Source organism: Kribbella sp. CWNU-51 (assembly GCF_054073265.1).
In genome coordinates this window covers 514,438-528,670 of record NZ_JBSXMZ010000007.1, presented here as the reverse complement: position 1 = coordinate 528,670, position 14,233 = coordinate 514,438, and the positions used below count along the sequence as shown (strand labels likewise).

Here is a 14,233-nt window from a genome sequence, read left to right as displayed (position 1 = left end):
CCAGAAAGCCTTGCGCACAAGGCGCTTCCTCGGATGAGCACGAGGAAGCGGCCCGCCGGAACCGTCCCCTGCGGCAGTTTCGGCGGGCCGCTGACTAAGAGTGTGCACGCGATCACGGAAAATGGCAACCCACTGCTTGATCGAACAGCTGGCTGAAATGGTCGTTCGGCGTTGTGGACAGGGCCGGAACAGCGCGCCGCCCGTCCGGTAGGCTTTGGTCGCAAGAGCCTGGATGCGTTGCCGGATGAATGTCCGGTGAACGTCTCCGGGCTTCACCGTTTCCAGCGTCGGTGGCTACGCGGTGTGAGGCCGCTTGCCATGCGCGTGAAGAGGAGGGCTGAGATGCCCGCAATCGTGCTCGTCGGCGCCCAGTGGGGCGATGAGGGCAAAGGCAAGGCGACCGATCTGCTCGGCAACACGGGCGAGGTCATCGACTACGTGGTCAAGTTCAACGGCGGCAACAACGCCGGCCACACGGTCGTGATCGGATCCGAGAAGTACGCGCTGCACCTGCTCCCGAGTGGCATCCTCACGCCGGGTGTGACCCCGGTGATCGGCAACGGCGTCGTGGTGGACCTGAGCGTCCTTTTCGAGGAGCTCGACGCTTTACAGGCCCGCGGGGTCGACACGTCGAAGCTCGTCGTGAGTGCGAGCGCCCACGTCATCCCGCCGTACAACCGCACGCTGGACAAGGTGACCGAGCGGTTCCTCGGCAGCCGCAAGATCGGGACCACGGGCCGTGGCATCGGCCCGACGTACGCCGACAAGATGAACCGGGTCGGCATTCGGGTCCAGGACCTGTACGACGAGAAGATCCTCGAGCAGAAGGTCACCGGCGCGCTGGAGCAGAAGAACCAGCTGCTGGTGAAGGTGTACAACCGGCGCGCGGTCGAGATCCGCGAGGTGCTGGACGAGCTGCTCGGGTACGCCGACCGCCTCAAGCCGATGGTGGCCGACACGAGCCTGCTGCTGAGCAGGGCGCTGGACGACGGCAAGACGGTCCTGATGGAGGCCGGCCAGGCGACGCTCCTGGACGTCGACCACGGCACGTATCCGTTCGTCACGTCGTCCAACGCGATCTCCGCGGGCGCATGTACCGGGACCGGCATCCCGCCGACCCGGATCGACCGCGTCATGGCCGTGGTGAAGGCGTACACGACCCGCGTCGGCGAGGGCCCGTTCCCGACCGAGCTGCTGGACGCCGACGGCGAGTGGCTGCGGCAGCAGGGCTTCGAGTTCGGTACGACGACCGGCCGGCCGCGCCGGTGTGGTTGGTACGACTCGGTCATCGCCCGGTACGCCGCCCGCGTGAACGGCGTCTCCGATTTCGTCCTCACCAAGCTGGACACGCTGACCGGCCGGGACAAGATCCCGGTCTGCGTCGCGTACGACGTGTACGGCGTCCGCCACGACGAGATGCCGATGACCCAGACCGACTTCCACCACGCGACGCCGGTCTACGAGGAGTTCGACGGCTGGTCCGACGACATCACCGGCTGCCGCAGCTTCGACGACCTCCCGAAGGAAGCCCAGACCTACGTCCGCGCCGTCGAATCCCTCAGCGGCGCCCGCATCTCCGCCATCGGCGTAGGCCCCGAACGCTCCCAGATCGTCCAGCTGTAGTTCCCCCGACGCCGAACTCGGTCGGGTCCTGCTGCCCCGACCGAGTTGGCGGTGGTCATACCGCGGTCATACCATGGTCGTATGGCAGTCAAGAAGAAGACGTTGTCCTTCGATGAGGACTTGTGGGCAGCCGTCGAGCGGCGGGCCCGGGAGGCTGAGACGACGCCATCGGCCTACGTCAACGAGCTGGTGGCCAAGAGCGAGCGGTTGTACCGAGGGCTGCAGTCGATCTCGGAGTGGGAGTCTGAGCACGGGGCCTTGACCGCAGATCAGCTCGACTGGGCCGATCGGGCGTTGGTCGAGGCGCAGCGCGAGTCGGCTGACGACGGCCCGGCGGGCGACGGTGGGGGTTCGAAGGCGTGACACAGCTGGTCTACGACGCGGGCGCGCTGATCGCAGCCGAGCGGAACGACCCGCGGCTGTGGGCTATCCACCTGCGAGCGTTGATGCGTGGCGTCGAGCCGAGTGTTCCCTCCGCGGCGCTGGCTCAGGTCTGGCGCGGCCACAAGCAACCCGATCTCCGGCGGCTGATCGACGGGTGTGATGTTGTTCCGCTCACTCAGGATCTTGCCACGAGGGTCGGCGAGTTGCTGGCCGTGGCCGATCGGGCTGACGTTGTCGACGCGCAGGTCGTGGCATGTTGCTTCGAGTCGGCGGCGACCTGTGTGACATCCGATCGAGGGGACATCGCGCACCTGGCGGAGGCTGCGCGTACCGGAGCATGGCGTGGCAACACCCGGTGGAAGGTGCCGATCATCTCGCTCTGAAACGCGCCCGGCTTCAGTTGCCGATGAAGGGAAGGTCGCGGATCAGGGGGGCGTTGCGGAGGTCGCCGATGGTGGGGCGGTCGATGGTGGGGGCCTCGATGGGAGTGCGGGCCCAGGCGGCGCCTTGGCCCTGAGTGGCCTGGTAGAAGGTGAAGCCGCCGACGGCCAGGAGTACGGCGGCCAGGAGCACGGAGACCCAGTGGGGGCGGAAGGTGTTGCGGGCCGCGATGTGGGCGCCGCGACGGAGTGAACTGCCGCCGGGGCCCCACCAGGCGGTGAAGAGTGCGGTGATGGCCGCGCTGCCGAAGCCGACGGCCGACAGGGGCTGCCAGTCGAGTCCGTAGGTGGTGGCGGCGACGGCGGTGACGATGCCCCCGACGACAACGCCCATCACCAGCGGCAGGATCAGGCAGGGCAGAGTGATCAGGGCTGCGGTAACCAGCTGCAGCGGACTGGACGCCGCGGCCACCACACCGTCCGAGCGTCCGGACCGGCCGCGGAGCTGACGACGGCGCATCAGCGCGGTGCTGGTGCGGTCGACGGTCCTCGCGATCACGAGCAGGATGATCGCGAGCGCGGCACCAAGGCCGGGGTTGAGAGCGGTCAGGCCGGTCAGCGCGACCATCAGGCCGACTACCATCGCAGTCCGTCGGCCGGTCGGCGGAGCCTTCTCGGGCTTCACCGGCTGACCAGGCTGCTGGTACGGCGTCGGAGAGGGGCCCTGCTGGTACGGCGCAGGAGCCGAGCCCTGCTGGTACGGCGCGGGCGCAGGACTCTGGTACGGCGCCGGATTCTGGTACGGCGAAACCGGACCACCCTGATACGGCAAGGGCATCGCCGCAGGTGCGGCCGCGTTCGGAGCCGGACTGTACGTCGCGGGGTGCATCGGAGCCACCGGCACGGGCTCAGCGGCCTTCTTCGCCGCAGCCGCCTCCCGAAGCTTGTCCCGGATCGGAGCGAAGGCCGACATCGGCGGAAGGACTGGTGGCACCAACTGTGCGACATCCGTCGGCGATGGCCCGTCCGACGGCATCTCACGCGTCATCAGCGCAGTCTGCGGGTGCAGCTGAATAGTCGGTGGTACGGCGGTGATCGTCGGCGTCTCGCGGGGCGGCAGTGCGTCACGGCCCTCGGCGTACCGGTTGAGGCCGGTCATGATCTCGTCCCGCGTCGGCCGGTCGCCCTTGGCCGGCGACAGCGCCGCAGCGAGCAGTGGCTTCAGCCGCGGGTCCAAACCGTCCAGGTCAGCCTGACCGGTGTGCACCCGGTGCAGCACCGCCTCGAACGGGCCCTTGCCGAAAGGCCGGCGTCCGGTGGCGGCGAACGTCACAGTGGCCGCCCAGCCCCACCAGTCGGCCGACTCCGACACCATCTCGCCCTCGATGAGCTCCGGCGCCAGATAGCCCGGCGTACCGATCACCAGACCGGTCTGGGTGAGACGCAGGTCGTCAGCGGCCTGGGCGATGCCGAAGTCGATCATCACCGGCTTGCCGTTGAACATCATCACGTTGCCCGGCTTGAGGTCGCGGTGGATCACTCCGGCCAGGTGGATGGCCTGCAGCGACTCCGCCAGACAGCCAGCCAGTGGCAGCCACTTCCGCGGGGTCAGTGGCCCGCGCTCGTCCACCTGCTCGTCCAGCGGCCGCCCCGGCACGAATCGGGTGACCAGATAGGGCTGGTCGCCCTCCAGGTCGTGGTCGAGGATGCCTGCCACGCCAGGGTGGCTCACCTTCTGCAGTGTGGTCGCTTCGCGCTGCAACCGGGCCCGTGCGATCGGGTCGTGTGCCACGTGCGGGCGCAGCACCTTGAGCGCGACCTCCTGGTGCTCCGGTCCCTCGGCCAGGTAGACGACACCCATCCCGCCCTGCCCGAGCCGCCGGATCAACCGGTACGGCCCGACCCGCTCCTCCACCTCCTCGACAGGTGTGACCCCCTCGACGGGAGTAGGAGGCGGCCCCCCTGAGACTGACATGGCATCTACGGTACGTCGGCAGCGGACCAAGCAACCGTGATGACCTCTGAGGTAATCGTCTGAATTCTCCTCGTGCCGGAAGCTGAACGCACCAACCATCGAGGAGGAGACATGAAGGCCTACGCGATCGCCTACCTGCGCAACGTCCGGAAGGGCGCGGACATCGTCGAGTACCTGGAGCGCATCGACGACACGCTGGCCCCGTACGACGGCCACTTCATCGTGCACGGGGCCCGCCCGGAATCCGTAGAGGGTGAGTGGGAGGGTGCGCCGATCGTGATCGAGTTCCCGGACTACGACCACCTGCGCGGCTGGTACGAGTCGCCGGCGTACCGGGAGATCCTCCCGCTGCGCACCCGGAACTCCGACGGCGTGGTGATCTTCGTCGAGGGCGTCGACCGCACCCACAAGGCCACCGACGTACTGGCCTGATTTCCCTCCCGGTTAGTTGACCAGCTCGGGGTAGAGCACGATCAGGTCCTGGGAGACGGCGGCCTTCGCGCCGCGCGCCGTGTCATCGGCGAGGACCTCGTGGGCGCCGGACTCGATGCCGTCGAGGGCCTGCCTGGCGATGTCCTCGGGGCGGGACTTCGGGGCGGTGACCGCGGTGGTCATGTCGGTGTCGACGTACCCCATATGCAGGCCGGTGACGCCGATGCCGCGGTTGCGCAGTTCGAGCCGGATCGCGTTGGTCTGCAACCAGAACGCGGCCTTGGTCGCGGAGTACGCGCCGTGCCGCGCGACCCAGGACAGGGCCGAGTGGGCGTTCAGGATGTGGCCGCCGCCGTTCCGCTCGATGATCGGAACGAAGGTCCGGGTCAGCTCGAGCGGGCCGAAGAAGTTCGCGTCGAAGACTGCCCGGATCTCTGCGGCCGGTGCGTCCAGGTAGGTGTCCGGCGAGCCGGCGCCGGCGTTGTTGATCAGGACGGTGACGTCGGGAGCGGCCGCGGCCAGCGCCTCGATCGATGCCGCGTCGGTGATCTCCAGCGGCAGCGGGACCACGCGCGGGTCGGAGCTGTCCTGCGGGTTGCGCGCGGTCGCGTAGACCTTGGCGACTCCACGGTCGAGCAGATCGTCGACGATCGCCTTGCCGATGCCGCGCTGGCCGCCGGTGACCAGGACGACGGCGCCTGCGAGTGAGGTCATCTGAAACTCCTTAGCTAGAAACTGATCTGTTTCCATGACTGTAAACCGATCGGTTTCTAATCGCAAATCCAGCCGGTACCCTCGTTCCATGACCACCTCGGCGACCCCCCGCGAGCGGCTCCTGGACGCCGCGGGCGAACTCTTCTACCGCGACGGCGTCAACATCGGAGTGGACGCGCTCTGCAAGGCGGCCGGGGTGTCGAAGAAGTCCATGTACCAGCTGTTCCGGTCCAAGGACGAGCTGATCGCGGAGAGCCTGGCCAACCGCGGGGCGGCGTACCAGACCCTTCTGCATCCCGGCGCGGAGGATGACCGGCCGGCCCGGGACCGGATCCTGGATGTGTTCGAGCGGCAGGACGCCGTGGTTGCTGCTGGCAACTTCTTGGGCTGCCCCTACGTGAGTACGGCGGTGGAGCTGAAGAATCCCGAGCACCCGGGGTCGGTGGTCGCGCGCCACTTCAAGCAGCAGCTGACCGACTTCTTCCACCGCGAGTTGGTGAAGGCCGGCGCGGAGGATCCGGGCACGCTGGCGATCCAGCTGACGATCATCTTCGACGGCGCGAGCGCGCGATCGGTCGTGCGGGCGCAGCCGCTGGGTGGCATCGGCGTCACTACCGCGGCCGCGCTGCTGGATGCGGCCGGTGTTCGCTCCGGCGACCTGGCGACGCAGCTGAGTTGATCCCGCCGGCACGTACGCTCGGTGCCTTGTCCTTACGGAGGAGGCGCGAGTGGAGATCCCGGCGGCGTTTCACGACCTGTTGTCCTCGACTGCGGTCGCGATGGTCGGCACGATCGGCAAGCGTGGCGAGCCGCAGGTCACGCCACTGTGGTTCCTCTGGGACGACGAACGGGTGCGCATCAGCCTGGTCGACGGCCGGCAGAAGCTGCGTAACCTCCAGCGCAACCCGCTGATCACGGTCGTGATCGTCGACCCGGCCCGCCCGACGCACTACGTCGAGCTCCGCGGCCGGATCGACGATCTGGTCCCTGATCCTGAGTTCGCGCTCGAGCAGGCGATCGCCCGGAAGTACGCCGGCGAGTGGACGGATGTGGAGCCCCCGGGCACCACGCGATACGCCACGAGCGTCATCGTCGAACGCATCACGAGTCAGCTGGGACATCCCTGAGAGGCCGCCGGCCGCTCCGAATCACGGCGAGTTGACGTCCGTGGTCGCGGTGGTGACGGAGGGTAGTTCCGAACCGGCAATGACTGCGATTCCGGCGGTCGAGAAGTGGCGGCGTTTCGTGGGACAAGTTCTCACTTTGTTCCACTGAGCTGGGAAAAGCCGTGCAGTTGTTCCGTTGTGACGCTGATTTCCGCTGGGATATTGACGTGCTCACCGTCCGTCGTCAAACTTTCGCAAAGACCCTGCGCTAGTGCCTCCGGGCACGCGGGGGAGCGCAGTGTCCTACCGCCCCCGAAGACAGGACATCCGCCCATGCGAACCAAACCCCTGCTCCTTGCCACAGCGTGTGCAGCGCTGGTGGCCGGAGCCCTCAGCAGCCCAGCGGTCGCCGCGTCCAGCGCCGACTCACCGCATTCCGCCGTACCAGCAGCTGTCGACGCGCCTGCGACGTTCACCCATCCTGGTGTCGGGGTGAGCCGGGCTCAGCTGGACTTCGTCCGGGCCAAGGTGCAGGCCGGTGCACAGCCGTGGACGAACGCGTTCAACCAGGCCAAGAGCAGCTCCTACGCATCCCTCTCGCGTACGCCGACCCCACGCGCGGTCGTGGAGTGCGGCCCGTACTCGAATCCGAACCTGGGTTGCACCAACGAGCGTGAGGACGCCATCGCGGCGTACACCGATGCCCTGCTCTGGTACCTCACCGGTGACGATCGCTATGCGCAGAAGGCGATCCAGCTGATGGACGCGTGGTCGACGACCATCCAGGACCACACGAACAGCAATGCGCCGCTGCAGACCGCGTGGGCGGCGTCGTCCTGGCCGAAGGCCGCGGAGATCATCAAGTACGTGTACGGGAACTGGCCGAACTCCGGCCGGTTCGCGACCATGCTGCGCAACGTGTACCTGCCCGAGATCATCAACGGCTCGAACTCCAACGGGAACTGGGAGTTGAGCATGACCGAGGCGATCCAGGGCATCGGCGTGTTCCTCGAGGACAAGACCGTGTACGACAAGGCGATCGCGCTGTACCGGGTCCGGGTGCCGGCGTACGTGTACCTGGAGTCGGACGGCGCGCTGCCGAAGACGAAGCCGAGCCAGAACCTCGACACCCGCGACAAGATCGTCGCGTACTGGCAGGGCCAGGGGACCTTCGTGACCGGTCTGACTCAGGAGACCTGTCGCGACTTCACCCACACTGGCTACGGCATCTCGTCGATCTCGCACGTACTGGAGACGTCCCGGATCCAGGGGATCGACCTCTACCCGGAGTTCGGTGAGCGGCTGCGGCAGGCGCTCGGATTCCAGTCCCGGTGGGAGCGCAACCTCGAACCGGTTCCGTCCTGGCTGTGCAACGGCACTGTGAACCGGGGCCTCGGCCCGATCACCGAGGTCGGCTACAACGCCCTGCATACCCGACTCGGCATCGCGATGACGAACACCCAGGCCCTGACCGAGTCGCGCCGCCCGGCCGGGTCGAACAACCTGTTCGTCGCGTGGGAGACCCTGACCCACGCCGAGAACCCTTCATAGCAAGGCTTCCGGGAGAGCTGGAACTCTGCCCTTTCAGCTCTCCCGGAGCACGTCAGATCTGGGCCTCGCCGCGCTTCCAGTAGCCCTGGAAGGAGATGGTCGCCTTCGGCATTCCGACCGTGTTGACCAGGTGGCGGCGGACCGACTTGATCATTGACGATTCGCCGGCCACCCAGGCGTAGTCGGCGTCGTACGGCAGGTCGGCGGATTTGAGGGCTTCGAGCAACGACATGTCACCGGTGGGCGTGATCCAGGTGATGTCGGCGGAGCCTGGGGTCGCCAGCGGCCGGATGTCGCGGGCGTCGGGGACCTCGACGAAGACGGTCGCGTGGACAGCGGCCGGCAGCTGCTCGAGGATCCCGGCAAGAGCCGGCAGCGCGGTCTCGTCGGCGACCAGGACGCGGCGCACGCTGGTCGCCGGTGGGACGTAGTCGACCCCGGAGTGCAGCAGACCCTTGGTGCTGGCGGTGTCGACCGCGAACGGCAGGATCAGGCCGACCTGGTCGCCCGGCCGAGCCTCGCTGACCCAGGCCGAGGCCGGGCCGTTCACGCCGTGCAGGACGAACTCGACGTCGAGCTCGGCGACCTCGGGACGCAAGGCACGGACGGTGTATGTCCGCATGATGAAACGCTCCTCGACCGGTTGCGCACACCATTCCGGGTACCACTCGGGGCCGGACGGGAGCTTGATGTCGCTGCCGTCGGGGGGTGCGAGCAGCACCTTGATTCGCTGGTCCGGTCCGGCGGTGACCGCTTCCGCGATCCGCGGTGCGACGAACGTCACGCGGCGCAGGTGCGGGCTCAGGTCGTCGACGGCCGCCACGGTGGCGAGGACGGAGTCGAACACGATCGGCCGCTCGAGCACAGTCGTCATGCTTTGGTTTCTCCATAAACTACGGCAGATGCGGACTCGTGGACGGCCGGGTTATTCTGTGGCGTCTAGAGGTTAGCCTTACCTAAGAGGATCCCAAAGTCCAATGCCCCCGCCCACTGCTGTGGTCTCGGCCGACCCCGTTGTCGCCGTCTCGTCGCGCCCGCGGCGCACTAGGCGAGCGACACTCGTCGTCGGCCTGATCGGCTGTATCGCGTTGCTCGTGCTGGTGACCTTGCTCAGCATCGCGGTCGGGTCGAAGCAGATCCCGTTGCCGACGGTGATCGATGCCTTGCGGCACTACAACGAGGCGGACACCGATCATGTGATCGTCCACTCACTGCGCGTCCCGCGGACTGTGATCGGTCTGCTCGTCGGCGCCGCCCTGGGGTTGTCCGGGGCGCTGATGCAGGGCGTCACCCGGAACCCGCTGGCCGATCCCGGCATCCTCGGGGTCAACGGTGGAGCCGCGCTCTTCGTTGTCGGCGGCATCTACTGGTTCGGGTTGTCGAGTCTGACGGCGTACGTCTGGCTCGCGTTCGTGGGTGCGGCGGCCGCGTCCGTCGTCGTTTACCTGCTGGGGTCGCTCGGCCGCGAGGGGGTGACGCCGGTGAAGTTGGCGCTTGCCGGGGCGGCGATGACCGCGATGCTCGGGTCGCTCACCACCGCGGTACTGATCGGTGACGTCGACACCTTCGACCAGTTCCGGTTCTGGTCGGTCGGGTCGTTGGCCGGCCGCGGTTCGGACATCGCGGCGCAGGTCGCGCCGTTCATCCTGATCGGGATCGTGCTGGCGCTGGTCTCGGGGCGGTTGCTGAACGCGTTGTCGCTCGGTGACGAGGTGGCGAAGTCGCTCGGTCAACGGGTCGGCCTGGCCCGGTTGTTCGTCGCGGTGGTCGTCGTACTGCTGTGTGGAGCGGCCACGGCGGCGGCGGGACCGATCGGTTTCATCGGGTTGACGATCCCGCACGTCGCGCGATTGGTGACCGGGCCGGACTACCGCTGGATCTTGCCGTACTCGATGCTGCTGGCGCCGATCCTGCTGCTCGGTGCCGACGTCCTCGGCCGGATCGTCGCGCAGCCCGGTGAGCTGCAGGTCGGCATCGTCACCGCGGTGATCGGCGCGCCGTTCTTCATCGCACTGGTACGCCGAAGGAAGTTGGCCGACCTATGACGACGGCTGAGGCGGTTCAGGTCATCACCCGAGCCCGGGCGGCTCGGCAGGCACGATCGCTGCTGGTGATCGTCGTACTCGCGGTCGTCGTCTTCGCGACGTTCTGCGTCTCGCTGTCGCTGGGTGACTTCAAGATCCCGGTTCTCGATGTGGTGAAGACGCTGTTCGGCGGTGGGGACACAGCGACCGAGTTCATCGTCAACCAGCTTCGGTTGCCGAGGGCACTCACCGGCCTGTTGGTCGGGGCCGCGCTCGGCATGTCCGGCGCGATCTTCCAGAGCATCGCCCGCAACCCGCTGGCCAGCCCGGACATCATCGGCGTCACGTACGGCGCCAGCGCGTTCGCCGTGTTCGCCATCGTCACGCTGGGGCTGACCGGGGTCGCGGTGTCGGGCCTCGCGATCGTCGGCGCGGTGCTGACCGCGTTCATCATGTACGTGCTGGCCTGGCGACAAGGGGTGTCGAGTTACCGGTTGATCCTGATCGGGATCGGGATCGGCGCGATCGCCACCAGCATCACGTCGTACCTGTTGACCAAGGCAAGGGTCGAGATCGCGCAGCAAGCGCTGATCTGGCTGACCGGGAGCCTGAACGGGCGGGACTGGTCGAACGTGCGGTCCCTTGCGATCACGCTTGTGGCGCTGGCGCCGCTGACGGCGTTCCTGGTGCACCGGCTGCGCATTCTGCAGCTCGGCGACGAGACGGCGTACGGGCTGGGGCTGCGGGTGGAGAGCTCGCGGCTCGGGCTGATCGTCATCGCGGTCCTGATGGCCGCGGTGGCGACGGCGGCGGCCGGGCCGATCGGGTTCGTCGCGTTCGTCGCGGCGCCGATCGCGCGGCGGCTGACGCGATCACCGGGGCCGGCGATGATCGCGTCCGCGCTGCTCGGCGCGCTGGTGGTGGCGCTGTCGGACCTGATCGCGCAGCACGCGTTCGGGGACACGCAGTTGCCGGTCGGCGTGGTGACCGGCGTGGTGGGTGCGCCGTACCTGATGTTCCTGCTGGCTCGGGCCAACCGGGTCGGGAGTGGTGGCTGAGAGATGGAGAACTCTGTGGAACACAGCTTGGCTGCCGACGGGCTCGCGGTCGGCTATGACCAGCGCGAGATCATCCACGACCTGTCGGTGCGGATCCCGACCGGGAAGATCACCGTCATCGTGGGCGCCAACGCCTGCGGCAAGTCCACGCTGCTGAAGACGCTGGCCCGGCTGCTGAAGCCGTCGCGCGGGACCGTGCTGCTGGACGGCAAGAGCATCCAGTCGATCCCGACCCGGGAGGTGGCGACCAAGCTCGGATTGTTGCCGCAGTCACCGACCGCACCGGAGGGGATCACGGTCGCCGATCTGGTCGGGCGCGGGCGGTACCCGCGGACCCGGTGGATCCGGCAGTGGACCAGGGCCGACGACGAAGCGGTCGCGGCCGCGATGACGTCGACCGACGTACTCTCGCTCGCGGATCGGCCGATCGACGAGTTGTCCGGTGGTCAGCGGCAGCGGGTGTGGATCGCGATGGCGCTCGCGCAGGAGACGGACATCCTGCTGCTGGACGAGCCGACGACGTTCCTTGACCTGACCCACCAGTTCGAGGTGCTCGATCTGCTGGTCGACCTGAACAGGTCCGAGGAGCGGACGATCGTCCTGGTCCTGCATGACCTCAACCAGGCCTGCCGGTTCGGCGACCACCTGATCGCGATGAAGGACGGCGCCATCGTTGCCGAGGGCAACCCGCGCGAGGTCGTCACCGAAGCGGTCGTCGAGGACGTCTTCGACCTGGCCGTCAAGATCGTCCCCGACCCCGTCGCCGGCAGCCCGATGGTCGTCCCGATCGGCCGCCACACGAGCCGCGCCAACGCCGTCAACGAAGCTAAGCCGACAGCATCTCCCATTGCGGCCGCCCTGGCCGCATCCGCCGCCGCCAACGGCATCTGCCGCCCCATCGACCGCTGAGCCCCACGGCCATACCCCGATCCGGACACCCCGGATCCGGCTGACCGGGCCTCGGGTCGTGGATCGCGGTTCCGTGCCTCGCCGTACGTCCACCGGAAGTCACGACTCGGCGCCATCGCGGGTCGGCAAGTGGTGGGGGCGGACCTGCGCCACTCGGCAACCATCCCCGAGTCACCCCGCTCACGCTCGGCAACTCGCGGAGGCCGGTCATCTGCGGGGGTTGGTGAGTGGCAGCGGTCCGCTCGAGTTGACTAGAGCGGGATGTGGAGGGCGTCGGATGCGACGGTCCACTGAGCGAGGTATGCAGCCAGTGCTGTGGGGGACAGGTGGGTGAGGACCAGTTTGCGGGAGGTGACGCGGTCGCGGTGCTGTGCCAGGGTCTCGAGGTCGAGGTGCCAGCGGATCGGAGTGGGGCTGTAGCCCTCGCAGAGGAATAGATCGACACCTTCGGCGGCTTGCAGGAATGCGTCCGTCCACTCGGTGTCACCTGAGTACGCCAGCGATCCACCAGTCGTCTTCAGTCGTACGGCGTACGCCGGAGCGCCGGACGCATGACGTACTTCGAAGGGCGTGACCTGCACCTCGCCGAACTGCTGTGGACGACGGTCAGTGTGCTCGAGGACGTGGACCTCGAAGCGGCGCTGGACCTTGGACGAACCGGGGTACAGCGTTTCCAACGCCGTGGCCAGCCGGTCGCGGGTGCCTGGTGGGTCGACCACGGTCAGATCCTGGGCGCGGCGACGGAACTGCCCGTCGAGGATCAGGAACGGCAGTCCACCGAAGTGATCACCGTGCAGGTGAGTGATGACGATCGTGTGGATCTCGTTCGGATCGAAGCCGGCCTGCCGCAGCGCGGTGATACTCGTTGCCCCGCAGTCGACCAGAACCTGCGAGTCCAACGCGATGCAGGTCTGGACGCGCCCGACCCGACCCGAATGCGTCCCCACTGCCAACGATCGTGACGTCCGTCATCGCGCCATTCTGGCGCGCATCTGGTACAGGATCAGGCCGGCCAGGAGGGCGCCCAGGGTGCCGAGAGCGAGGTCGCCGAGGGTGTCGGTGTACGCCGTCTGGAGCTCAGTCGAGTTGCGGACGAAGGCGAAGTACTCACCGATCTCCCACACCACAGCCGCGGTAGCGCCGAAGCCGAGGGCTACGAACGCCGTCAGACCGCGGGAGAGGTTGCGGGGCGCGAAGGCGAGCAGGACGCCGGCGGTGAGGAAGCCCCAGAGGATGAAGTGCATGGCGTCGTCCCACCAGTTCACCGTGTCGAACAGGTTGAGCCGGTTGCCGATGAGATCGATCAGCCACGGGAGCGTCATCAGCAGGTCGGCGGGCCACGGGTAGCGGTCGTGCAGCTTGCTCTTCGCCCGCCCGTAGGCCCACCACCACAGCGGCAGCGCCATCGCGCCGATCGGATAGACGATGAGCCGTGCGGTCGACGCCTTGCCCTTGATCCCGCTCAGGTCTGGCCAGATCAGTGCCGAGAGCAACAAAGCGAAGAGCAGCACCTTCGCGGCCACAGCGGCGTACCGGATGATGTTCACCCGCACCGTCGGAGTGGTCGTGGCAACCATCGTCGTCATGCCTCTCAGTCAAACCGACCGCTGGGCGAGGCGGATGAGTACAACTACGCGAAAGACCCCCGCGATGCCGCCATTGTGGCGGATCGCGGGGGCCTCGGACAGAGGGTCAGCTGACGCTGATCAGGTCGACCACGAAGATCAGGGTCTCGCCGGGCTTGATCGCGCCGCCCGCGCCGCGGTCGCCGTACCCGAGTTGCGGCGGGATGACCAGCTTGCGCCGGCCGCCGACCTTCATCCCCTGGACGCCGGTGTCCCAGCCCTGGATGACCTGGCCGACGCCGAGCTGGAAGGCCAGCGGGGCGCCGCGGTTGTACGACGCGTCGAACTCCTCGCCGGTCGAGTGGGCCACGCCCACGTAGTGCACATTGACCCGGGAACCGGCCTTGGCCTCGTCGCCGTCGCCCACGGTGATGTCGGTGATCTCGAGATCCGCCGGCGGCGGCCCGTCCGGAAAGTCGATCTCTGGCTTCTCAGTCATGTCACAAGCTAAG

At 67.8% G+C, this 14,233-nt stretch carries 16 protein-coding genes; 10 read left to right on the top strand and 6 right to left on the bottom strand.

What is annotated here, in order from left to right; translation table 11 throughout:
- The first annotated feature begins 342 nt into the window (after window positions 1–342).
- The 3 genes from ACXC9Q_RS10925 (at window position 343) to ACXC9Q_RS10915 (ending at window position 2,390) form a co-directional block, all read left to right on the top strand.
- Window positions 343–1,623, top strand: a complete 1,281-nt coding sequence (locus tag ACXC9Q_RS10925; protein ID WP_457056355.1) for an adenylosuccinate synthase — start codon at window positions 343–345, stop codon at window positions 1,621–1,623.
- Between the two features lie 81 nt (window positions 1,624–1,704).
- On the top strand, window positions 1,705–1,986 hold the full coding sequence (locus tag ACXC9Q_RS10920; protein WP_457056354.1) for a hypothetical protein: 282 nt from the start codon (window positions 1,705–1,707) through the stop codon (window positions 1,984–1,986).
- Window positions 1,983–2,390 carry a PIN domain-containing protein gene (locus ACXC9Q_RS10915; protein ID WP_457056353.1) on the top strand — a complete coding sequence of 136 codons (408 nt, stop codon included), beginning with the start codon at window positions 1,983–1,985 and terminating at the stop codon, window positions 2,388–2,390. The genes ACXC9Q_RS10920 and ACXC9Q_RS10915 overlap by 4 nt, the downstream gene beginning before the upstream one ends.
- 13 nt (window positions 2,391–2,403) lie before the next feature.
- Here ACXC9Q_RS10915 and ACXC9Q_RS10910 read toward each other — a convergent pair whose 3' ends face one another.
- Window positions 2,404–4,362 (bottom strand): serine/threonine protein kinase, encoded by a 1,959-nt coding sequence (locus ACXC9Q_RS10910; protein WP_457056352.1) that lies wholly within the window; start codon window positions 4,360–4,362, stop codon window positions 2,404–2,406.
- Between the two features lie 111 nt (window positions 4,363–4,473).
- Here ACXC9Q_RS10910 and ACXC9Q_RS10905 point away from each other — a divergent pair, with 111 nt between their 5' ends.
- A complete protein-coding gene (locus ACXC9Q_RS10905; protein WP_457056351.1) occupies window positions 4,474–4,794 on the top strand; it encodes a DUF1330 domain-containing protein in 321 nt (106 codons plus the stop codon).
- Window positions 4,795–4,806: 12 nt separating this feature from the next.
- Here the strand turns inward: ACXC9Q_RS10905 and ACXC9Q_RS10900 are convergent, their stop codons facing one another.
- Entirely contained in the window at window positions 4,807–5,508 is a 702-nt protein-coding gene (locus tag ACXC9Q_RS10900) for an SDR family oxidoreductase (RefSeq protein WP_457056350.1), read from the bottom strand.
- An 88-nt stretch (window positions 5,509–5,596) separates the two neighbouring features.
- Here ACXC9Q_RS10900 and ACXC9Q_RS10895 point away from each other — a divergent pair, with 88 nt between their 5' ends.
- The 3 genes from ACXC9Q_RS10895 to ACXC9Q_RS10885 all read left to right on the top strand — a co-directional run bounded on the left by ACXC9Q_RS10895 (window position 5,597) and on the right by ACXC9Q_RS10885 (window position 8,165).
- Window positions 5,597–6,187: a TetR/AcrR family transcriptional regulator gene (locus ACXC9Q_RS10895; RefSeq protein WP_457056349.1), complete on the top strand. Its 591-nt coding sequence runs from the start codon at window positions 5,597–5,599 to the stop codon at window positions 6,185–6,187.
- Between the two features lie 49 nt (window positions 6,188–6,236).
- The gene (locus ACXC9Q_RS10890; protein ID WP_457056348.1) at window positions 6,237–6,635 is read left to right on the top strand and encodes a PPOX class F420-dependent oxidoreductase; all 399 of its coding nucleotides are present in this window, start codon (window positions 6,237–6,239) and stop codon (window positions 6,633–6,635) included.
- 312 nt (window positions 6,636–6,947) lie between these two features.
- Window positions 6,948–8,165, top strand: a complete 1,218-nt coding sequence (locus tag ACXC9Q_RS10885) for an alginate lyase family protein (RefSeq protein WP_457056347.1) — start codon at window positions 6,948–6,950, stop codon at window positions 8,163–8,165.
- A 52-nt stretch (window positions 8,166–8,217) separates the two neighbouring features.
- Here ACXC9Q_RS10885 and ACXC9Q_RS10880 read toward each other — a convergent pair whose 3' ends face one another.
- Window positions 8,218–9,039, bottom strand: coding sequence for a siderophore-interacting protein (locus tag ACXC9Q_RS10880; RefSeq protein ID WP_457056346.1), 822 nt, complete (start codon window positions 9,037–9,039; stop codon window positions 8,218–8,220).
- Window positions 9,040–9,142: 103 nt separating this feature from the next.
- Here ACXC9Q_RS10880 and ACXC9Q_RS10875 point away from each other — a divergent pair, with 103 nt between their 5' ends.
- Genes ACXC9Q_RS10875 through ACXC9Q_RS10865 form a run of 3 tightly spaced genes read left to right on the top strand, consistent with a single transcriptional unit; the run spans window position 9,143 to window position 12,156 of the window.
- Window positions 9,143–10,210, top strand: a complete 1,068-nt coding sequence (locus ACXC9Q_RS10875; protein ID WP_457056345.1) for a FecCD family ABC transporter permease — start codon at window positions 9,143–9,145, stop codon at window positions 10,208–10,210.
- On the top strand, window positions 10,207–11,247 hold the full coding sequence (locus tag ACXC9Q_RS10870; RefSeq protein WP_457056344.1) for a FecCD family ABC transporter permease: 1,041 nt from the start codon (window positions 10,207–10,209) through the stop codon (window positions 11,245–11,247). The genes ACXC9Q_RS10875 and ACXC9Q_RS10870 overlap by 4 nt, the downstream gene beginning before the upstream one ends.
- 3 nt (window positions 11,248–11,250) lie before the next feature.
- Window positions 11,251–12,156, top strand: a complete 906-nt coding sequence (locus ACXC9Q_RS10865; RefSeq protein ID WP_457056343.1) for an ABC transporter ATP-binding protein — start codon at window positions 11,251–11,253, stop codon at window positions 12,154–12,156.
- A gap of 251 nt (window positions 12,157–12,407) precedes the next feature.
- On the opposite strand, the gene ACXC9Q_RS10860 is transcribed toward ACXC9Q_RS10865, so the two are convergent.
- The 3 genes from ACXC9Q_RS10860 to ACXC9Q_RS10850 all read right to left on the bottom strand — a co-directional run bounded on the left by ACXC9Q_RS10860 (window position 12,408) and on the right by ACXC9Q_RS10850 (window position 14,220).
- Window positions 12,408–13,103, bottom strand: a complete 696-nt coding sequence (locus ACXC9Q_RS10860; protein ID WP_457056342.1) for an MBL fold metallo-hydrolase — start codon at window positions 13,101–13,103, stop codon at window positions 12,408–12,410.
- 21 nt (window positions 13,104–13,124) lie between these two features.
- Entirely contained in the window at window positions 13,125–13,742 is a 618-nt protein-coding gene (locus tag ACXC9Q_RS10855) for a hypothetical protein (protein ID WP_457056341.1), read from the bottom strand.
- 106 nt (window positions 13,743–13,848) lie between these two features.
- Window positions 13,849–14,220: an FKBP-type peptidyl-prolyl cis-trans isomerase gene (locus tag ACXC9Q_RS10850; RefSeq protein ID WP_410786399.1), complete on the bottom strand. Its 372-nt coding sequence runs from the start codon at window positions 14,218–14,220 to the stop codon at window positions 13,849–13,851.
- Between the last annotated feature and the right edge of the window lie 13 nt (window positions 14,221–14,233).